At 44.6% G+C, this 21,342-nt stretch carries 17 protein-coding genes; 11 read left to right on the top strand and 6 right to left on the bottom strand.

Annotated features, from left to right (window positions below; all coding sequences use genetic code 11):
• Positions 1-38: 38 nt before the first annotated feature.
• From recN to DK188_RS09820, 4 genes are all read left to right on the top strand, one after another.
• Complete coding sequence (recN, locus tag DK188_RS09835; protein ID WP_111670665.1) at positions 39-1,691, top strand: DNA repair protein RecN; 1,653 nt, start codon at positions 39-41, stop codon at positions 1,689-1,691.
• Between the two features lie 63 nt (positions 1,692-1,754).
• On the top strand, positions 1,755-2,570 hold the full coding sequence (locus DK188_RS09830; protein WP_111670664.1) for an enoyl-ACP reductase FabI: 816 nt from the start codon (positions 1,755-1,757) through the stop codon (positions 2,568-2,570).
• A gap of 133 nt (positions 2,571-2,703) precedes the next feature.
• Positions 2,704-4,344 (top strand): amidohydrolase family protein, encoded by a 1,641-nt coding sequence (locus tag DK188_RS09825; RefSeq protein WP_111670663.1) that lies wholly within the window; start codon positions 2,704-2,706, stop codon positions 4,342-4,344.
• Between the two features lie 90 nt (positions 4,345-4,434).
• The gene (locus DK188_RS09820; protein WP_111670662.1) at positions 4,435-5,235 is read left to right on the top strand and encodes an alpha/beta fold hydrolase; all 801 of its coding nucleotides are present in this window, start codon (positions 4,435-4,437) and stop codon (positions 5,233-5,235) included.
• Positions 5,236-5,261: 26 nt separating this feature from the next.
• Here the strand turns inward: DK188_RS09820 and DK188_RS09815 are convergent, their stop codons facing one another.
• The 4 genes from DK188_RS09815 to DK188_RS09805 all read right to left on the bottom strand — a co-directional run bounded on the left by DK188_RS09815 (position 5,262) and on the right by DK188_RS09805 (position 10,364).
• Positions 5,262-5,933: a hypothetical protein gene (locus DK188_RS09815; protein ID WP_111670661.1), complete on the bottom strand. Its 672-nt coding sequence runs from the start codon at positions 5,931-5,933 to the stop codon at positions 5,262-5,264.
• Positions 5,934-5,950: 17 nt separating this feature from the next.
• Positions 5,951-7,291, bottom strand: a complete 1,341-nt coding sequence (locus DK188_RS09810) for an OmpA family protein (protein ID WP_111670660.1) — start codon at positions 7,289-7,291, stop codon at positions 5,951-5,953.
• A gap of 15 nt (positions 7,292-7,306) precedes the next feature.
• On the bottom strand, positions 7,307-7,462 hold the full coding sequence (locus tag DK188_RS21465; protein WP_157963215.1) for a hypothetical protein: 156 nt from the start codon (positions 7,460-7,462) through the stop codon (positions 7,307-7,309).
• A 139-nt stretch (positions 7,463-7,601) separates the two neighbouring features.
• Positions 7,602-10,364: a hybrid sensor histidine kinase/response regulator transcription factor gene (locus DK188_RS09805; protein ID WP_111670659.1), complete on the bottom strand. Its 2,763-nt coding sequence runs from the start codon at positions 10,362-10,364 to the stop codon at positions 7,602-7,604.
• Between the two features lie 134 nt (positions 10,365-10,498).
• Here DK188_RS09805 and DK188_RS09800 point away from each other — a divergent pair, with 134 nt between their 5' ends.
• The 5 genes from DK188_RS09800 to DK188_RS09780 all read left to right on the top strand — a co-directional run bounded on the left by DK188_RS09800 (position 10,499) and on the right by DK188_RS09780 (position 14,751).
• On the top strand, positions 10,499-10,951 hold the full coding sequence (locus DK188_RS09800) for a MarR family winged helix-turn-helix transcriptional regulator (protein WP_111670658.1): 453 nt from the start codon (positions 10,499-10,501) through the stop codon (positions 10,949-10,951).
• Between the two features lie 73 nt (positions 10,952-11,024).
• Positions 11,025-11,549: a YceI family protein gene (locus DK188_RS09795; RefSeq protein ID WP_111670657.1), complete on the top strand. Its 525-nt coding sequence runs from the start codon at positions 11,025-11,027 to the stop codon at positions 11,547-11,549.
• 143 nt (positions 11,550-11,692) lie between these two features.
• Positions 11,693-12,643: a ring-cleaving dioxygenase gene (locus DK188_RS09790; RefSeq protein ID WP_111670656.1), complete on the top strand. Its 951-nt coding sequence runs from the start codon at positions 11,693-11,695 to the stop codon at positions 12,641-12,643.
• Positions 12,636-13,247 (top strand): alpha/beta hydrolase, encoded by a 612-nt coding sequence (locus tag DK188_RS09785; protein WP_111670655.1) that lies wholly within the window; start codon positions 12,636-12,638, stop codon positions 13,245-13,247. Before DK188_RS09790 ends, DK188_RS09785 begins: the two co-directional genes overlap by 8 nt.
• A 292-nt stretch (positions 13,248-13,539) precedes the next feature.
• Positions 13,540-14,751: an ATP-binding protein gene (locus tag DK188_RS09780; RefSeq protein ID WP_317046867.1), complete on the top strand. Its 1,212-nt coding sequence runs from the start codon at positions 13,540-13,542 to the stop codon at positions 14,749-14,751.
• Between the two features lie 487 nt (positions 14,752-15,238).
• Here DK188_RS09780 and DK188_RS09775 read toward each other — a convergent pair whose 3' ends face one another.
• Together DK188_RS09775 and DK188_RS09770 are read right to left on the bottom strand one after the other, a co-directional pair.
• Positions 15,239-18,271 carry an AAA family ATPase gene (locus DK188_RS09775; protein ID WP_111670653.1) on the bottom strand — a complete coding sequence of 1,011 codons (3,033 nt, stop codon included), beginning with the start codon at positions 18,269-18,271 and terminating at the stop codon, positions 15,239-15,241.
• Positions 18,268-19,497 carry a metallophosphoesterase family protein gene (locus tag DK188_RS09770; RefSeq protein ID WP_198673001.1) on the bottom strand — a complete coding sequence of 410 codons (1,230 nt, stop codon included), beginning with the start codon at positions 19,495-19,497 and terminating at the stop codon, positions 18,268-18,270. Before DK188_RS09770 ends, DK188_RS09775 begins: the two co-directional genes overlap by 4 nt.
• Positions 19,498-19,685: 188 nt before the next feature.
• On the opposite strand from DK188_RS09770, the gene DK188_RS09765 reads away from it, so the two are divergent.
• Positions 19,686-20,201, top strand: a complete 516-nt coding sequence (locus tag DK188_RS09765) for a septal ring lytic transglycosylase RlpA family protein (protein WP_111670651.1) — start codon at positions 19,686-19,688, stop codon at positions 20,199-20,201.
• A 67-nt stretch (positions 20,202-20,268) separates the two neighbouring features.
• Positions 20,269-21,342: an efflux RND transporter periplasmic adaptor subunit gene (locus tag DK188_RS09760; protein WP_111670650.1), complete on the top strand. Its 1,074-nt coding sequence runs from the start codon at positions 20,269-20,271 to the stop codon at positions 21,340-21,342.

The raw sequence follows: 21,342 nt of genomic DNA, 5'->3' as shown, positions 1-21,342 counted from the left end.
GCGGTTTTTTTTAGCTTTGCCCAAAGCTTATCAAGTATATGCTCAAATCACTCAGTATATCTAATTATGCCCTGATCGATCAGTTGAATATGCAGCCCAGTAAAGGGCTCAGCATGATCACCGGAGAGACTGGCGCGGGTAAATCCATTATGCTCGGAGCAGTGGGACTTTTGCTGGGCAATCGATCTGACTCCAAGGTGCTCCTTCATGAAGACCGAAAATGTGTAGTAGAAGGAGTCTTTGACATTTCTGAATACGGACTTAAGGATTTTTTTGAACAGGAGCAATTGGACTATGAGGAAAGCTGCATCATTCGCAGGGAAATCAGTCCAAATGGGAAATCCCGATCTTTTGTCAATGATACTCCCGTTTTGCTTGATTCTTTGAAAATCTTGGGATCAAAGCTGATGGATGTGCACTCCCAGCATGATACCTTACAGTTAGGAGAAGGGGGATATCAGCTTGGTTTGGTGGATGCTTTTGCCCAGACTTCGGTTGAATTAGGGATATACCAAGATCGATTTAGAAGTTTTCGCGCCGCGAAAAAGAACTATGAGCAACTCAAGCAAAAAGCTTTTGAGATGCAAAAGGAGGCAGATTTCAACCAGTTTCAACTCGACGAGCTGAGTGCAATGGCATTGGTGGCAGGAGAGCAGGCAGAGCTGGAATCTACCCAGGAAGTACTGGAAAACGCAGAGGAAATCAAGTTGAAAATCAATGAGATGCTGGGGCTTTTTCAGGAAGAGCAGTTTGGAGTGATTCAGGGAATGGGTCAAATTCAATATGGCATGCAGAGCCTTGAACGCCTGGCACAAAAATTTTCAGAGCTGAAAGAACGCTTTCAGAGTGTATTTATTGAGGTAAAAGACCTGACCGAATCACTTGTGGATGAAGAAAGCAAGGTGGAAATTGACTTTGAGAAATTGGAGCAAATCCGGGATCGGCTCAGCAAAATCTATCAACTTCAAAAAAAACATGGTGTGGGCACGGTGGAGGAATTGATGCAGATTGAAAGTGAGCTCGCGGACAAAGTTTTCCAGTTTCAAAATCTGGATGAAAGTCTGGCAGAAGCTGAAAAAGAACTCAATTCAGCCAAGCAATCAATGGAAGCCGCTGGTCGAATACTTACTGATAAGCGCAAATCTTGCTTTTCCCAATTCGAAAAAGAGCTCCAGGTATTGTTGGCTGGCTTGGGAATGGAGAATGCCAGGATTCAGTTTGAGCATAAAGCTATTGCTCCTTCTCCTTTAGGTTTGGATGAGCTGGAAGTGCTCTTCTCTGCGAACAAAGGGGGCACACTTCAGGGCTTAAAGAAAGTCGCCTCTGGTGGTGAATTTTCCCGATTGTTATTTGCGATTAAGTATTTGATGGCAGATAAAATGGCGCTTCCTACACTGATTTTTGATGAGATTGATACGGGGATTTCCGGAGAAGTTGCCCTACAAATGGTTCGGATGATGAAGGAGATCGCGACGCGACATCAAGTCATTTGCATTACCCACTTGCCACAGGTGGCGGCTAAGGGCGAACTGCACTACTTTGTTTACAAGGACAATTCTGCTGCGAAGACGGTGAGTAAAATCAAGCTTTTGGGATCTGAAGAGCGGGTTGAGGAGCTTGCCAAAATGATCGCCGGAGCCAATCCATCAGCTTCTGCGCTGGAGAGTGCCAAAGAGCTCTTGGCGAATTGAGCCTTCTTCTCCCAAATTTTTCCTACTTTTACCCCGTATTTTTGAAATCAATCCAAAAGCTATATGCCAGAAAATTTGCTAAAAGGAAAAGTAGGGATCATCACGGGTGCACTGGATGAGAATTCAATTGCCTGGAAAACTGCCTTAAAAGTAAAAGAACAAGGTGGTCGATTTGTACTCACCAATGCTCCGATCGCCATGCGTATGGGCGCCATCAAAGAACTTGCAGAGGAATGCAATACCATCGTAATCCCTGCTGATGCCACTGTAGTGGAAGATATCGAGAAGCTATATGCTGAGGCTAAGGAGTTTTTGGGATCTGACTTTGATTTCCTTTTGCATTCTATCGGAATGTCACCTAACATCCGTAAAGGACGTAGCTATGGCGACCTGAATTATGAATGGGCAATGAAGTCATATGACGTTTCGTCCATTTCATTCCATAAAATGATGCATGTGGCCGAAAAAATGGACGTGATGCGGGAATGGGGATCGATCGTCGGACTATCATACATCGCAGCACAGCGAGTTTTCCCTTTCTATACGGATATGGCTGACGCCAAAGCTTTGCTGGAAAGCATCGCCAGAGGCTATGGTTACCGCTATGGCAAGCTGAAAAAAGTAAGGGTAAATACCATTTCCCAGTCTCCGACCAAAACTACTGCAGGTTCTGGAATCGGAGGATTTGACTCCTTTTATAACTTTGCAGAAGCACTTTCTCCACTTGGAAATGCATCTGCTGAGGCTTGTGCGGATTATATCGTGACGATGTTTTCTGACTTGACTAGAATGGTCACTATGCAAAACCTCTTCCATGACGGTGGATATTCCTTCACTGGAATCTCTGAGGATATCATGGAAAAGTTTAAAGATTTATAAAACCACTAATCTCCACCGAAAAACCCGATTGATTTCAGTCGGGTTTTTTTATGGCCCTCTTTCAATCCAAATCACATTTTTTCCTGACGCATTTTATTTTAACTTATTGTCTTAATTCCTAGCCACCCATCTTATGTACAAGCAAATTTTACTCACTGCCATAGTTGGCATTGCTTTAGTTTTTCAGAGTATTTCTCAAATCATGCCAGCTCCTGCTAGGGCAGAGGGCGAAGGGCCTTATTCCAAATTGATCATCCGGGGAGTGATTTTGGTCGATGGGACCGGTGCTCCACCTGTAGGGCCTGTAGATATCGTGGTTGAGAAAAACCGCATAACTCAAATCCAGACTGTCGGCTACCCAGGTCTTCCCATTAGTGAAAATCGTCGTCCAAAGGCAGATGAAAACACAAAAGTGTTGGATCTTGAAGGGCACTATTTACTTCCCGGATTTGTCGATAGTCATGGTCATATTGGTGGTGATGGACAAGGAACACCAGCAGAATATGTGTTTAAACTTTGGATGGCACATGGGATTACCACAGTGAGAGATCCATCTGCGGGGAATGGTTTGAATTGGGTTCTAGATCAAAAGAAGAAATCTGCCTCAAATGAAATAACAGCCCCAAGACTTTTTGCCTACACCGCATTTGGTGCGGATTTAGATCGAAAAATTACCAAGGAAGAAGAGGAATTAAGAGAGAAGAAGGAGCGCACTCCAATTACTACTGCCGAGCAAGCCAAAGCTTGGGTAAATGAAAATAAGGCTAAAGGAGCTGATGGGATCAAATTTTTTGGAGCTAATCCAGAAGTAATGCAGGCAGCAATAGCTGAGAATAAAAGAATAGGACTTCGCTCTGCGATGCATCACCAACAATTGGATGTGGCGAGATGGAATGTGCTGAATTCGGCTCGGGCAGGGCTGACTTCAATGGAGCATTGGTATGGATTGCCAGAGGCACTTTTTCAGGATCGTACGATCCAGGATTTCAGATTGGATTACAATTACCAAAATGAGCAGCATCGGTTTGCTGAGGCAGGTAAGCTGTGGAATCAAGCTGCACCTCCTTTTTCCGAGCATTGGAATAAAGTGATGAATGAATTACTAGAGCTTGACTTCACTCTCGATCCGACTTTTAATATCTACGAAGCCAATCGGGACCTCATGCGCGCTAGGACTCAGGAATGGCATGCAGTTTACACACTGCCATCTTTGTGGCGTTTTTATGCTCCCAGTAGACAATCTCATGGTTCGTATTGGTTTGATTGGACTACTGAGGAAGAAGTGCAGTGGAAAAAGAACTACAATCTCTGGATGACTTTTGTCAATGAATATAAAAATCGCGGTGGTCGGGTGACGGCTGGATCTGATTCCGGATTTATCTATCAGCTGTACGGATTTGCCTACATCCGGGAGCTGGAGTTGCTCCGTGAAGCCGGTTTTCATCCATTGGAAGTGATTCGATCTGCTACCATGTATGGGGCGGAAGCACTGGGAATGGATAAAGAAATCGGGACTGTTGAGGTTGGCAAACTGGCGGATTTTGTCATTGTGGAAGAAAATCCCCTTCAGAATTTGAAGGTTCTCTACGGGACAGGATCCATTCGAATCAATGAAAATAACGAACCCATCAGAGTAGGCGGCGTTAAGTACACTGTGAAGGACGGGATCGTGTATGACGCTAAGCAGCTTCTGGAAGATGTGCGAAAGATCGTGGATGAGCACAAAGCCAGAGAAAATGCACGGATTACCCAGCCTGGCTTGGACTGGGAATGATCAAAGTCGGAAAATAGCGGTTGAAGACAGATCAGGATTGCCAATTCCCCACTTAATTAATCCAGCCATAGAAACCCAAAAAAGTAAAATATGCCCAATATCGAAGTCAACGGAGTGAATCTCTACTATGAGGAAAAGGGATCTGGGAAAGAGACTGTTTTTTTCGCTCATGGATTGCTTTGGAGTCATCGAATGTTCCATCAACAAATGGATCACTTGAGTAAAAGGTACCGGGTGATTGCCTACGACCATCGGGGACAGGGGCAAAGTGAGGTTAAAGGACCTTTTGACATGGACACGGTGGCATCTGATGCAGCAGCATTGATCCAAAAGCTAGGAGGTGGCCCCGTTCATTTCGTGGGATTATCTATGGGCGGATTTGTGGGAATAAGACTGGCGGCAAGGCATCCTGAATTGATCAAGAGTTTGGTTTTGTTGGAGACTTCGGCCAATGCTGAGCCAGTGGAGAATTTGCCTCAATACAAGACTTTGAATGGTATCGTCAAGTGGCTTGGCGTGATTCCTCCTATCGCATCTAAAGTAATGCACATCATGTTTGCAGAGAGTTGGCTATCAAATCCTGCGAATAAGGCCTTAATCAAACATTGGAAGACGGAACTATCCTCCAACAAAAGAAGTATTACCGGTCCTGTGGACGGTGTCATCTATCGCAAAGGCGTCGAGGATGAATTGTCCAAAATTTCATGCCCGACCATGATCCTAGTTGGGGACGAAGATGTTGCTACTAAGCCCGAGAAATCAAAATACATCCAGATGGGAATAGCTAAAGCAAAACTCCATGTCATTCCCGGCGCGGGTCACAGCAGTTGTATTGAAAAGCCTGATGAAGTCAATCGCCTGATCGGAGAATGGCTGGAGGAAATGGGATAAATAAAAAAAGGCCAAACGGCCTTTTTTTATTGGACAGGAGCAAGTTCTTCCAACTTAATAGAAGTGATGTTGTATCCAGTAGGTGCTTCTCCTCCCATGAAATTATAGATAATCGGTCCAAACGCAATTCTCTGAGGGCCAGGGATGCTATTTGTGAAAAATAAGACAGCTTCCTTTTGTCCTTGTTTTACTTCCACTTCAAGCCCTTTTTCTGCCCCAATTTCAAACAAAATAAAGGCTCTAGAAATTAGTAAAAAATCATTGATTTCTAATGTGAGTTTATAATCCTTACCTACTGCCATATTTGTCGTAAGGTAGTTGGAGACCGGGAAAAAATACCCTCGACTACCTACGATTTCCGGCGAAACTCTAAAAGCAGTTTTACTATATCCTCCAGAAATCTTGACATCCATTCCGGTAGTTACAGGTCTGCTTGGAGTTATTTCCCAACTTTTTATTCGGTTCCTTTCCAGTTCTTCTTTAGACGGAATAGCAGGGATAGTTTTAGAAATATAATAGTCCGAAGTCCTTGAGTCCAATGTTTTAGGATCAAGCTTTGAATTGGTTATCAATTTGTTTTTTGTCAAAGCTGTAGTGGGTTTGACCGTTGATGAAGGGATTTTAGACGTTGTAAACTGACCAAATGAGGACCAGACTATTCCAAACATCAGAATCTGAATTAATAATTGTTTTTTCATGGCTGTGTGAGATATGGTTAAAATTTCTTGAATTCCACTCGTCGATTCGCCGCTTTTTCCTGAGCGGAGGAGTTGCTGATTACGGGTTCGGACTCACCTTTTCCAACCGTCTGAAATCTGGAGCCTGAGATGCCGAATTTTTCCGTCAGGTAATTGGCCACAGCCATCGCTCGCTTTTCCGAAAGGATCTGATTGCTGTTTTCGTCACCGTCGCTGTCTGTGTGACCAATGATCTGGATTCGCAGGTATTCGTCATCCTTCAGCACTTGTCCCAATTCATCCAAAAACTCAAAAGAGGATGGTTGAAGCTGGTCTGAGGCCGTCTGAAAGAGGATGGCTGTGGTGGAAAATCCTTCTGCCTTAAGCAGCTTTGACCTCAAATCCTCACCTTCCTCCGTGATTTTCAGGTTGGCAAATGCAACCACGAGGTCTTTCTGCAGGTCTACTTCCCGCACATAGAATTGAATGTATTTGCCCAGGTTATCCGAGGCGAGCGACGGAATGTCAATGACTTTGGTCTCATCTAAAAACAGCCGGACACGCTTTCCATTTTTGATCAGCGTAAAGTGAATGATGTCATTGAGCATTTCGGTATAATCAAATGGGATCTTGTTGCTGATTTTGGAAGCAGTGCCATAGGTCTCTACCAGAAAGTAATCGGAGGCGCCATTATACCACAGTGGCATCTCGATTCCTGCACCTTTTTTTGATTTAGAAATCAAGGGCTGCTCGACCAAATGGATTTCAAACCGAAGCGCAGAGGTTCCCTTGTATTCGAGGTTGTAGGTGAAAAGGTCAAACTCAACAGCATAGTTTTCTGGCAATTCAGAAGGGAGATTTGGAGTGTAAAATCCTGTGCCTGAAGTACGCAGTGCTTTGAAATCATCTACCGTGACGATCTCGCCTCCAGAGTTGGTCTCCCATTTTGATGGGAAATCTCCCAGTGCATCCCGCTCAAAATTGTCGGTATACATGACCTGACCATTTGGAATGAATTGATCTGCTACAGAAATAGTCCTACCTGTGGATGCAGAGGATCCTCCAGCTGAATTCGAATTGCCTGATTTGCTTTGTTTTGATTCGGAGGTATTATCAGATTCCTCTGTGCCGGACTTTCCGGAATTTTTCTTTGACTTGAAAATATTGGGTGCATCGAAGACCGCTTCTACAGCTTCATCTGTTTTTTCTGCAGTTTTGTCTTCTACTTTTCGTTCTACTGTCCGTTTGGCTGATTCTTCGGCTGCTTTTTTCAGATCCTTGATGAATTTGGATTGGGAAAATGCAGGATTTGTTCCTAGGAATAAGCTAAAGAGTGCAAGGGTGAATGCCGATTTTAATACGTGATCAAAAGTTCTCATAGTAACAGGATTTGATTAGGGCTTTTTGAAAATGATGCGTTTAAGCGGGATTCCATTTTGAATAAGGATGAGTTCATACTGTCCTTTTTCCAGTTCATTGATATTTAATAGAATCTGCCGACTCTTCAGAAGAGGAAGATTTCCTTCATATTTGCCGGGCTTCTTTTTCATACCAAATGCTCAAACCAAAACTACTTGCCTGAATTGGGAAGGAGTTGTCAGCCTGTAACAAGATCTTGGTCACAGGTAACAGACCAAAAAAAAGGCCTCTGAATTGATCCAGAGGCCATAAATTCATTGAAAAACTAGCTCAATTAGTTTGTTGATATTCGGTTGGGCTTAGTCCAAAACTGGCTTTGAAGCTTTTCGAAAAGTGGGAGAGGTCATTAAATCCAACCGAATACGCTACATCCGAAACACTCAGATCACCTCGTTTCAGCAAGCTGGCGGCAGTTTTCAGGCGTTGATCCTTCAGGAATTCCATGGCAGAATGCCCAGTGAGGTGTTTCAATTTCCGATGAAGTTGCATCCGGCTCATGTCCATGGCGGCTGCAAAATCCTCCGCCCCGAAGTCAGGGTTTTCGAAATTCTCAGTGACTACCTCCTGCAGTTTTTCCAGAAAGCGCTCTTCCACCGAGTTGATGGCAAGTTCCACCGGCTTTAGAATAACTTCTTTGCTGTAGCGTTCACGGAGTTTTTTGCGCTGAGCGATCAGTTTTTTGATTTCCTGTGCCAGCAACTCATGATTGAATGGTTTAGATAGGTAGCCGTCTGCTTCGGCCTCACTTCCCTCCAGCTGCGTGGATAGTCCCGCTGAGGCCGTCAGGAGAAAAACTGGAATGTGCGAAAGAAATTCATGGGTTTTGATCCTGCGACAAAGTTCGAGACCGCTGACCTGAGGCATGGCGATATCTGATAAAATCAGATCTGGGACTATTTCCTGACAGATTTTCCAAGCCTCCTCTCCGTTGCTTACTGGAATGACCTGGTAGTCATTTTGGAAAATCTCCAGAAGAATGGCGCGAGTGTCCTGATGATCTTCAGCAATCAGTAAAATGGGGATTTCTTTGTTGGGAGAGACTTCTTTTGGATAAATCAAGTCTTGACTTTCCTGATCAAACAAGATCACGTTTTGGGGTAAATGGTCCAAAGCTATTGGTAAAGTCACCTCGATAGCCAATTGATCCTCAACTTTCTCCGCATTTATACTTCCGTTGAGCCGCTTGACCAAAGCATCTACAAGCGACAGTCCTATACCAAAACCGGGGTTGGTCTGCTGATTTTGGTAGAATCGGTCAAAGATCCGTTTCACCTCCTGTGGTCTTAATTCTGGAGCCGTGTTTTGAATTCTGAAGCGAAGTTGGGATTGATCGGCTGAGGAATTGATCTTGATGGCACCGCCTTCTGGGGTATATTTCAAGGAGTTACCAACTAGGTTGGTGAAAATTTTTTGGATCAGATCAAGATCAAACCATACCAAATCGTCTGAAAAATCGAGCTTGGTCTTCCAAATCAGCCCCTTTTCTTTTGCTTCAAACTCAAAAGATTCCAAGAGCGAAGGGAGGTGGTGGCGAAGCTTTCGCTTCTTTAGCAGGACCTGGATCTCACCGTTTTGGAGTTGATTCAACGATAGGATTTGGTCTACCAGTTCCAGCAGCCGGTTGCTTTGCTTTCTGATCAAAGCCAGTTTAGCGGAGTACTCTTCAGAGATTTCCGGATCTTTTTCCAAGACTTGGAGCGGACTGTCGATCAGCGTTAGAGGAGTACGGAATTCGTGGGAGATGTTTTCAAAAAAACTGCTCTTGACCTGATCCAACTCTGTGATTTTTCGGGCCAGATCCAGTTTTTTTCGTTGGTAGTAGAAAAAAATAAAAAAACCAGCTACTACCAGCACAAGTGCTAAAATCCCAATCAGAAGCTGGAATTTTCTTCGTTGCGAGACTACTTGGAGGGCTACTATTTCTTTGTCTTTTTGGGCAGTTTGGTATTTGGTTTCCAGTTCTTGAAGCTGATCGAATTCTATCGCCCGATCAATAGAATCCTGCATGACCCAGGCTTTTTCAAGGAATTCATAAGCCTCCCTGTCTCGGCCTACTTTGCGATAGAGGGTTGCGAGATTGTAAATGGTACCATTCAATGGGCCGATATCTTGTTCTTCTTCGGACTGAAAGAGTTTTTGGGCAGTTTCAAACTCGAGAATTGAGGCCTCCCATTCCTCCATACGATTCAAAAAATTGGCATAGATCCAATGCGCTCTAGCATTGCCATTGATGTTTTGAGGATTTTGCGCGTTCTGCTGAATAGTTCTCAGATAAGTCTCCCTTGCTTTTTCCAGTTCACCCTCTGATTCATAAGCCCATCCAAGTCCCCAAAGAGTGGATGTCAGGAGCTTTTGGTCTCCTTTTCTTTCAAAAAAACGAATAGCATCCGTGTAGATGGTTTCGATCGAGTCTAGTTTCCCTTTGCCAAAGTCCTGAGTGGCGACGTAGGTGCGGAGATCATAGTATCCGGTGCTGTCTCCCGTTTCCAGTGCAAGTTTCAGCCCTTTGGAATAATAGAAGTCACCGGTCTGAAGGAAGTTTTCGTCCCGATTTTCCTTGGTGCTTAGCATCAAGGTGCCCAAGTTGGTCAAAGCCTTGATCTGCGTTTCCCGTCCTTTTTTGGTCGCATCCCCGAGGCTGTCGATTTGGAGATAATAGGAGGTGGCTTCATTTTGGCGAAACCGTGAATAATTCACATTTCCTAAGACTAGGAGCGCCTTCATTTCCAATTCTGGATAAGGCTCGAATACGCTCGTTTGTAGAAGACTGTCTGCGATGTGTGAGGCAGGCGTATGCTTTTTTTGAGATTGGAGTGCCACTGCTTTCAGAAGAAAGGCATGAGCCTGATTAAGGGGATTTGCTGAGGTCGAATTGATCAGAGAATCTGCAAGTGTAAGTGCGGATTCAAATTTCCGCTGGGTCAAATAGTTGTCAAATCTGGATTGCAGGTTTTGCTGGATTTGGCCGAAAGAATGATTGGCTGAAAGAACATTCAGCAGAATAAAAATGAGCGAAAACAGCAGCTTTTTCATAGTTTTTGTAAAAAGTGCAAATTGAAGTTATAAAATCCTAAGTTTCAAAGAATCGGATTTTTCAAAAAAATCAAAAAGATTGAAACCTTTTCTTACATTTGAATGTATATACATTAAATCCAATTGTAAATAAAATGGGAAAAATAGAGGAGGCGATTCAGCAGAAGGAGTTCAAAGATCCATATAACAAATTGGTGGTGAATCTGTTGTACACACATAGTTATATGGTGACTACGCAAAATTGCTTATTTAAGCCGCATGATTTGTCACCGGAGCAATATAATGTATTGCGCATTTTGAGAGGTCAGAACGGAGCTCCTACGACAGTTTCCTCTATTCAGGACAGGATGCTTAATAAAATGTCCAATGCCTCGCGTCTGGTAGACAAATTGAAAATGAAGGAACTCGTAAAAAGGGAGGAATGTCCAAGCGATCGCCGACAAGTCGATGTTGTGATTACCCAAAAAGGACTGGATCTTTTGGCCCAGCTGGAATTGCTGGTCGAGGAAAACAATAAAAACGCCTTGCATCTCTCTATCGAAGAGGTCAATCAATTGAATGACTTACTAGACAAACTGAGGGGATAAAAAAAATTGAAAAAATAAATGTCTATACAATAAATGTCAACACAATTATAACTAACCAATAAACAATACAATTATGAGCACTACAAAATGGATCATCGACCCTACACATTCAGAAGTATCATTTAAGGTAAAGCACCTAGTAATTTCAACCGTGACTGGTTATTTCAAGAGCTTTGAAGGTTCTGCGGAATCTACTTCTGATGATTTTGACGGGGCTAGCGTGAATTTCTCCGCTGCCATTGACAGCATTGATACCAATCAGTCTGATCGGGACAATCACTTGAAATCTGCAGATTTCTTTGACGCTGCCAACCATCCCAACTTGACTTTCGCCGGAAAAGTAGTAAAAAACGGAGGCGATTATAAGCTAGTAGGAGATCTTACAATCCGTGGAAACAAGAAAGAAGTCACTCTGGACGTTGACTTTGGTGGCGTGGCTGGTGATCCTTATGGCCAAACAAAGGCCGGATTCGAAATCGAAGGTAAAATCAGCCGTAAAGAATTTGGATTAACTTGGTCAGCAGTGACAGAAGCAGGAAGCGTGGTTGTAAGTGATCAGGTAAGATTGCTTCTAAACGTGCAAGTTGTAAAACAATAAGGAATATTCGGTCCAGAGGTTACCGAGTAAAATTGAAAAAGCTGCCTCAAAGGGCGGCTTTTTTTCTTAAAATCCAACGCTTATATAACCACAATACCCCTTGATCCTTTGGAAACCCAAGGGCTCTTAAAAACAAAAATCACATGACACCATTAATCACCGGCATTCATCACATCACTGCGATCGCCGGAAATCCACAAAAAAATATCGATTTCTATTCTGGTATTCTAGGCTTGAGACTGGTGAAGAAGACGATCAACTTTGATGCACCGGATGTGTATCATTTCTACTTCGGAGATGAATTGGGAAGACCTGGGACTGTTTTTACGACTTTCCCATTTACTGGAGCGAGAAAAGGTACCAAAGGGACAGGAGAATTGACCTATACCGCTTTTTCCATAGGAAAAGATTCCTTGGACTATTGGATCGAGCGATTGAAAAAGTTTGGGATTCCTGTCTCTGATGTTCAGACTCGATTTGGTGAAAAGCTGATCCGATTCGAAGACCATGACAGCATGGGAATCGAATTGGTAGCCAATGACCAAGACGAAAGACCAGGTTGGACTTATGGGCATATTCCTGCAGTCCATTCGATTCGAGGCTTTTATGGAGCAACTTTGAATCTCCGTGCCAAAGAGTTGACTGAGAAGCTTTTGATCCAGCATATGGATTACCGATTCATCGGTCAAGAAGGCGATCGCTATCGCTACGGTACTGAGGGTAAGCCAGGCGATATCGTTGATATTGTGATTGACAAAAGCGGAAATCGTGGAGTTCAGAGTGCTGGTACGGTGCATCACATAGCATTTCGGACTGCCAATTCTTCCACTCAACTGGAGGTTCAGGCGATCTTGATGCGAAATGGCTACCAAGTGACCGAAGTCAAAGACAGAAACTATTTCAAGTCAATTTACTTCCGTGAACCGGGAGGAGTACTGTTTGAAATTGCCACAGATGAACCCGGATTTGCTATAGATGAGGATGAAGCTCACTTGGGGGAATTGGTAAAGCTTCCAGATTGGGCTGAGCCGAGTCGGGAAAAAATCGAAAAAAACCTAGCGCCTGTGAAACTAGACATCGAGTCCTATGCCTGATATCAAAAAAACCGGTCTTTCGCTGACCGAAGCGAATAAGGCTATCATCATGATCCATGGACGTGGAGCTACCGCTGAAAGTATCCTTTCGCTCGTTCCCCATCTTAATCTGACCGATTATGCAATTCTTGCCCCGCAGGCCAACAGAAATTCCTGGTATCCGTTTGGATTTATGGCATCAGACGAAGGCAACAAAGTTGCATTGGAGAATTCTCTTCAGATTTTGGAAGAAACCTGGAGCAAAATTAAAGAGGCTAACATCCCTACAGAAAACATCATTTTGTTGGGATTCTCGCAGGGGGCATGTCTTAGTCTTGAATTTGCAGCCCGCCATGGGCAAAGATTCAAAGGGGTAGTGGCATTCACTGGGGGATTGATCGGAGAAAAGTTGAGGCCAGAAAATTATTCAGGTGATTTTCAAGGTACTCCGATTTTCATAGGTAGCAGTGATCGTGACTTTCACGTCCCTGCAGAAAGAATAGATGAATCAGGCAAACTGCTCCGCAAAATGGGAGCAGAAGTCACCATAAAATTATTCGATGACCCGGATCATACCATTCGGGAAGAAGAGATTAACTGGGTCAACCAGAATATTTTCATTTGATGGTTCGTTTTATGCGTATCAAATTGTTCTGAAGAAAGATTCCAATCTCAATTTGTCCCTTCGTGGGATAGACCAGTTTTCTTGTAAGGTCTATTTAGTTTAAAAAGTCCCCGGTTAGTTGCCGGGGTATTTTTTTGCCTTTTTCCCCCAAATCCAAAACAATTCAATCTCTTTTAGGGTCAAATTTCACTGATTTTTTACTTAAAAATTATTTTGCAACTCACTGATTTTAAATAAAATGGATGCTTAATTTGATATTTACTCAATGTAATGAGTAAATTTACTCAGTATTTTGAGTAAAGTAAAAATGGCCTACCAAAGAGCAGAAAAAACCCAGATTCAAAACCGCCTTCAGAATGAACCTCGCAGTTTTATTCAGGTGATCTATGGACCTCGGCAAGTAGGTAAAACTACCCTAGTCCGTCAGGTGATTCGGGACATGAACTGTCCGTATTCCTTGGTAGCTGCAGATGCCGTGCCTGCAAGTGATCAGGTATGGATTGCTCAGCAATGGGAAAATGCACGAGTCAAGCATCAGCTTTCACCTGAGATTCCCTACCTCTTGGTAATTGATGAGGTTCAAAAGATCGATAACTGGAGTGAGCAAGTCAAAGCGGAATGGGATCGGGACACCCTAGAGGAGCGGGATATTCGGGTGATTCTGCTCGGCTCTTCCCGCTTGATGCTACAGCAAGGACTGACAGAGTCTCTTGCCGGGCGATTCGAGGCGATGTATCTGGGACATTGGTCCTATGCTGAGATGAAAGAAGCTTTCGGTTTGACCCCGGAAGAATACATCTGGTATGGAGGATATCCAGGAGCTATTACCTTGAAGGAGGACGAAGACCGATGGAAAAGTTACGTGCGGGATTCCCTGCTCGAGACCAGTATCTCGAGGGATATTCTGATGCTGACCCGTGTGGATAAGCCTGCGCTGATGAAGCGACTGTTTGAGATTGGTTCGGCTTATTCAGGTCAGGTGCTCAGCTTCACCAAGGTCATGGGACAATTGGCAGATGCAGGCAATACCACCACGCTGGCCAATTACTTGGAACTGCTCAATGAGGCTGGTCTTCTAGGCGGGCTGGAGAAATTTAGTCCCAATCTTGTCCGTAAGCGCTCCTCCAGTCCCAAGTTCATGGTACATAATACCGCCATCATGTCGGGGATTTCCAATGAAACCTTCGAGACCCTGCAGGCAGATCACAAAGCCTGGGGTCGATGGGTGGAATCTGCCGTCGGGGCACACTTGGTCAATCAAGCCTTCAAAGACAAAAAGATTTCTATCTACTATTGGAGAGAAGGGAACGACGAGGTGGATTTCATTGTCGAATACAAAAAACGCATCATCGCCTTGGAAGTGAAGACTTCAAAAGTAGGAGGGCTGAGCGGAATGAATGCCTTCGTCAAAGCTCATCACCCTGAAAAGTCTCTCGTGATCGGTACAGGAGGGATACCTTGGGAAGACTTTCTTCAGGTGAATATTCTAGACTTATATACCTAAAAGACAGTCAATTTGGCTGTCTTTTTCGCTTAATAATTATTTTGTAACAAATTGTAAATCAATACATAAAGTCGCTTTTTAGGATTTTACTCAATGTACTGAGTAAAATTATTCAATGGGATTTTTTGGCTACAAAGTCACAAATGCGCAAAGAAATTTTTCCCAAAGACCTGCTGTCTTTTTAGCGCAGGTATTCTGACTTGTCCTTAGGATAATGCAGTCTTCAGGCTGCTTCAACAAAGAATTGATCATTAAACAGAGGCTGTCTCATAACTGCTGTTTGTCCCATTGAGCAACCTGACAAACGAGAGTTGGGAAGTTCGAAATGCGCGGCTGTAATCACTGAAAATGGCCTTCGACTCCGCTCAGGCTGACACAATCAGGCCTTTTGAGACAACCTCATAATTGTGGGTCCAAGTTTGAAAACTTGAACCAAATGAATGGCAGTATTTTCTTCGCGGCTTACTGTCTTTGTGGCAAAGATTTCCTAAAATGAATAACTCACCTGCGAACCTTTTTCAGGATCAAGTTCGATTTGCGCATAGACGCCGACTTCCTGCTGCAGCTCTTCCACGTGGCTGATGATACCGACGATGCGGTTTTCGTGGCGAAGTGATTTGAGCGTCTCAAAGACGACCCGAAGCGCATTCCGGTCCAAGGCTCCAAAGCCTTCATCCAAAAAGAAGAAACTCTGGTCGGCTTGATTGAGCGCTTTTACTTTTTCTGCCAAAGCTAAAGCAAGACACAGCGATGCCTGGAAAGTTTGCCCGCCTGAAAGTGTCTTGAGCAAGCGTCTTTTTCCTCCGTTCAGATAATCCACGACCCAAAATGTATTATCGTCATCAATCTCTAGACTGAGGCTATTTTTGCTCAGCTTCATGAATCGCACATTGGCGGTGTTGCAGAGCTCCTTGAGGTAAATCGAACTGACATATTTGACAAAACCGCTGCCGCGAAACAGATTGTCTAGCTCTCGGAGATAGCTTTCCCGATTTTGGAGCTTGGAAAAGACAGCTTCCAGCAATGATTTTTCGGAGAGGTTCTTTTGGGCCTCCTTGATTTCCTGCCCGAGGAGGATAAACTGATTTTGGAGTGTCTCCGCTTCAGATTTGAGGAGTTGCAACTTTGCTGAAAGCTTCAAAAAAGCCTCCTCTTCAAACTGACTGACCTCCGGGTTTTCTTCCAGTTCACGGATTCGACTTTGTGCCACTGCCAAATCCTGATCAAATTGGGTGATTTCCTTCAGGATTTTTTCGGCATCGAGCGAATGCTCAAAAAGCCGGATCAACGCAACTTCATCCGTAAACCCATACTCGATTTTCAGTTTCTCGAAGCTAGCTTGGAGGGTAACTATCTTGTCACCTGTTTCTTTTTTTAAGCGGGAAAAAGTCTCTAAATCCGCCAGATTTTTTGCCTGTTCGCCACGCTTTTCACGGAGGTGTTTTTGCTTTCCTTCCAGAAGCTGAATGGCCTCATCGATGTCCTTTTCTACTTTTTGGATAGTCTGTCGAATGATTTCGGGGGCTTTTTCATAGAAGCCTTCACAGAAGACCGGATCCTTTATTTCCTCTTGTTTGGTGCTGATTCCAGAAAGAATGGATTGAGCTTTCAAGCGCGCCTGATTCAGCTCAACTTCCGCTTTTTCGATTAGTTCCTGCTCGGTATCGTAGTTTTTCCGAAGCGTTTTGAGCTCCAGTTGCAGCTTCTCCAGCGCCTTTCCTGAGTCTGCCATTTTTTGGATTTGGACAGTAAGAGCTTCTGGCGTTTCGATTTCCAAACTTGCCAATTTTGATTTCAAATTGCCTAGCTGAAGCGTAATCTCTGCAATTTCAGATTTCTTGGATTCGATGTTTTTCAGGTTGTTTTCCTGATGAATCGCCAATTCGTTTTGGCGTTGAATGGCGCTGCTGATTTGCTCGAGAATTACTTTCCCAGCTGAGATTTCCCTGTTTTTCTCTTCCAGTTGGCGGACTTCGCTTGCTGATTGAAGTGGATCTGGATGCTCCACAGCACCGCATAGCGGACAGGCCTCTCCTTCGTGGAGGAGATGAATATGGGCTGCTAAGCCCTGCTTTTGAATAAGTGTATCCCGTTCGATTTCGAGCGTTTTTAACTGGCCCTTTTGTGCTTGAAGCCAGTTTTCCAGGGTTTCAAAGTCATGTGGTAAACTACTAAGGAGTTGCTCGGATTCCTGGCCAATTTTCGATGCAGCTTGATTCAACTGATCCAATTCATCTGTAAGTTTCTTGTGCTGGATTTCCCAGGTTTTCCAGTCTCGCTCTGCCGATTTCAATTCTGCCAAGAGCGTACTGTCCAAGACTGGAATCTTTTCGATATCAACTTCGAGTTGCTGAAGCTGAAGTTTCAAGGATTTTTGGGCTTTCTTTTTTGCTTCGATAGAAGGCTGAAGCGTATCGAGCAGCTGCTGGGCGGCAGTTAGATTTTGACGTAAAACCTGCAATTCCAAGACTTTTTTCAGATCTCGGATTTTCGCTTCTCGCTGTGGTCTTTGCTGGTTTTTTTCTTTCAGGTTCAGCTCCTCTTTTTCGAGACCCTCAATTTCCTGTTCGAATCTTTCTTTGAATCTTGCGCAATCCTCGACACTCACGGTGTATTTTTCCAACTCTACCTGCGCATCGTTCCGCTGATCCCAGATCGGCTTGAGGTGGGTTTTGGCCGTGATGAACTCCTGATGAAGTTGGCGTTTGGATTCGATGTCCGGTTTTTTCTCCAAAAGCTCAGTTCGAAGTCCTTGGAACTTGAGCAGTTCTTGATGCTTTCCTCGCAGTACTTCTTTCGCGCGGTATTCAGAATCGACTCCTTTGACGAGTTCTTCGGCTTGGGTTAAGTTGGTCCTCAGCTTGGCAAAGTGTTCTTCTTTTTGGGCCAGATTTTCTTTCGTGAAGGCTTCCAACCCCAAAAGCTGTGTTTCCAGACGGATTTTCTCTTCCCGAACGGCTTTGAGCAGCGAGCCTGTTTTTCCAGATAGATCAAATCGCTCCAAGCCAAAAAGCTCCTTCATCATTTCCGCCCGAGGTCCGGGAGTGAGGTCGATGAATTCCCGAAATTTTCCCTGGGGAATGATCACCGTCTGCTTGAAGTGGTTCTTTTGCATCCCAACGATCTCCTCGCCTCGCTCGGTTAGCGCTTCCCAAGAGTCGCCGACTCGCTTATAAAACGTGTGCTCGGCAGGTTTTACATCCTCAAAATTCTTTGGGTTTCGCTTTGCAGCATAGCGGGCCAGATAGGTTTTGGCGTTGTTTTTTCCGGCACGGAACTCAAAATTAATCAGGAGCTGATCGCTTTGGAGGTTGAGCATGGAGTTCTTTTCCCCTCGATCCGATAGCCGCTCCGTGCTGCCATAAAGTGCCAAAAGAATTGCCTCCAAAATCGAGGACTTTCCGCTGCCCACAGCGCCGAATATCCCAAAAAGTCCCGCCCCAGTGAGTTGGTCAAACTCGACGGTTTGCTTTTCCCTATAGGAATATAGGCCTTGAATTTCCAGTCGTACAGGGATCATACTTGGTCGTTTTGGCTGATGACTTCTTTGAAAATGCCCAACAGTTCTTCATTCGGTTCTTGGCCTTTTTCACTTTGGTAGAAAAGCTGAAAAAGCGTGACCATGTCTTTACCCAAATCTGCTACCTGCAGGCTGAAGTCCTGCTGCCCCAGCGGATTTTTGATTTGGGGAATGAGATTGACGATTCCATCGTGCGCTTTCAGGATTGCCTTTCGGGTTGCCGCGTCGATGGAATGGTCCGTTTCATAGGTCAATTCCACAAAACAGTATGGATTTTCCTCCAGCCACTGCAGCGCTTTTGCGAGTTCGTCAAACTTTACCCGATACAAAGGTCTGCCTTGAGAAAGACTAATTGATTTATAGCTGACGGGTTTGGCTGGTTCTGCATCGATGATCACGACTTTTTTCTCCTGATCCGCTTCGCTAAAAGAGTAAGCAAGCGGCGAACTCGAATATACTACTGGAATGCTGGAATGGGAGACGGCATGGTAGCGATGCAAGTGACCCAAAGCTACATATTGGATTTGGGTGGGAAGATGATCTGTGAAAAGTGCCTGCGTGCCTCCTACATGAAGAATCGGGCGCTCGGATTCTGGTTCGGCCTCGGGCTTTTCGCCCTCTTTCATGAAGAAAAAGTGCCCCACAAAAAGATTGACTCCCGCTGTGTCACAGTAGCGATCAGCGAGATCTTGCCAGTTTTTGGCCAGTAAATTTCTGAATTCAGCTTCCCGATTTTCTTCCCCTAAGTAAGTTCGGAGGCTTACTTCATTAGCATAAGGGGCTAAAATTACTCGAACCGGAAAATCAAACTGAGGCAATTTCAGTTCTACAAAACCGCTTTCGGAACTGGTGATTTCAACTCCTGAATCTAACTTGTCGACTGGAATAATCGTGTCATATCGACTGTAAAACAAAATCCCCAATTCCCTCGCCAGAGGATCCGGTGCCTCGACAAACTGCGTGCTGTCGTGATTTCCCGAAATGGCAACGATGGGTCGGGTGCCGTTTTTAGAGAGTCTTCGCAGCATTTTGTACAGCAATTCGACGGCTTCGTGCGTAGGATTGAAGGTGTCAAAAATATCTCCGGCCAAAAGGACGAGATCGACCTCTTGCTGATCAGCGATCTGGCAGATTTCGTCCAAGACGAGCTTTTGCTCTTCGAGACGGGAATATTCCTGAAGTCGCTTACCGAGGTGCCAGTCGGCGGTGTGGAGGATTTTCATCATTTGGAGTAGGCAGTTTACAGTGTCAGTTTGCAGAATGGGAAAAAAAAGTTGGTCTTTTTAATTCCAAATTATAGACTTTCGGCTGCTGACTAAACAATATGTACTAAGATAAGCCGCAAGTCTGCATCCTGCAAGAGAACTTAGCAGCTTGACAGGAATTAGCATTCTTATTGGGAAATCGGGCGGAAATGGTAGATTCGGCGGTGAAAATTCGGTTCCTTTTGATTTTTCTTTTTGGGTTTTGGGCTGCTGTGGCGGAAGCACAGGTCGATTCTTTATTGATCCAGGAGGGGACGGCCAGCTTTTATGGGAGGAAATTTCATGGGCGGAAGACGGCAAGTGGTGAGATTTTTCACTTGGACAGTTTGACCGCAGCACACAAGCGATTGCCTCTTGGAACTGTCGTCCGAGTGATCAATCAGAAGAACGACCTGGCAGTGGTAGTAAGGATCAATGACCGACTTCCCACCTACTCAAAGCGTCAGATTGATCTTTCGCGAGCAGCGGCAACTCGAATTGAAATGATTCAAGACGGTCTGGCAAAAGTGCGGATTGAGGCAGTAGATCTCGACGAACTCGAAAAACTGGTGGAATACTACGCTGGCAAGGAGCATCCAGGATTGAGGATAAGGCCTTATTATAAAGCGATCATAGTCCCAGAGAGAAAATTGGACATTAGGATATTAGCTTTTATGAAATTTTAAATCATCCTGATCCAACACTCTTGTTTTTTCTTATATCTTAGTTCCTCTACTTTGAAATCATAAACCAATGTCTGTCTTTTCTACTGTTCGATTGGGGGTTTTGGCTCTTTTGCTCTTCTCCTGTTCCAAAGCCGAGGAGGAATCCCAAGAGATTCCCTCTGAATCCTTCCGAAATGAAGTCGCTTCCACTGAAGTTCGTGTGGCGGTTGCGGAGCGGAAAAGCTTTGATTACCTGATCAATGCCATAGGAAAGCTGGAGGCGCAAAGCGAGGTGAAAGCGCTTGTGGAGCGGGAGGGCTACCTAGAGAAGGTGTCTGTGCTCGAAGGACAATATGTGGAAAAAGGCCAAATCATTGCCATTCTGGATAAGCGCGAAGCGGAATTTGCGTTGGAAAAAGCAAAAATCGCCGTCATCAAAGCGCAGGCTGAATTGGATGTGCTGCGAACGCAATTTCACCTTGCGCTTGAATCTACGGATACAACTGTTGCTAAAACTGTTGAAAGTAGAATCCTGGTGAATAGCGGACTTTCCCTCGCTGAGGTCGAACTGAAAGAAGCCGAATTGAATCTTTCCCGCTGTGAGGTCCGCGCTCCAGTTTCCGGCAAAGTCGCCAATATCAAGTTTCGTCAGGGAAGTCTGGTCACCAAAAATGCTGAGTTTGCAGAAATACTTTCCACCGATCGACTGTTACTTCGAGTGAATGTCTTGGAATCCGACATTCCACTCATCTCTTCCAATCAGCGGGCGGAGGTTTACCCCATCTCTGATTCCCAAAATGCGATCGAAGGCCGGGTCTCTGCCATCAATCCCCAAGTTGATGAAAATGGTTTGGTGCAGGTCTCGATCACTTTAAACTCTGTCAAAAATCTCCTTCCCGGAATGAACGCCCGTGCTATCATTCGTGCCCCACAAAGTAACAGTCTTGTCGTTCCCAAAGATGCCGTGGTCTATCGCTCCGGACGTGCAGTGGTCTTTACCGTCGAAAATGGCAAAGAATCCAAATGGAACTATGTGGAAGTAGGAAAGGACAATGGGCAAGAGATCGAAATCCTCGAAGGAATCCCCGAAAATAGTACTGTCATCACCACCAATAACCTTCAGCTGGCGCATCAGGCACCTGTCCAACTTGTAAAAGAATAA

Source organism: Algoriphagus litoralis, from assembly GCF_003259255.1.
Taxonomy (GTDB): Bacteria; Bacteroidota; Bacteroidia; order Cytophagales; family Cyclobacteriaceae; genus Algoriphagus; species Algoriphagus litoralis.
Note: the sequence above shows the minus strand (reverse complement) of the source record. Positions and strands in the feature narration are given on the sequence as shown.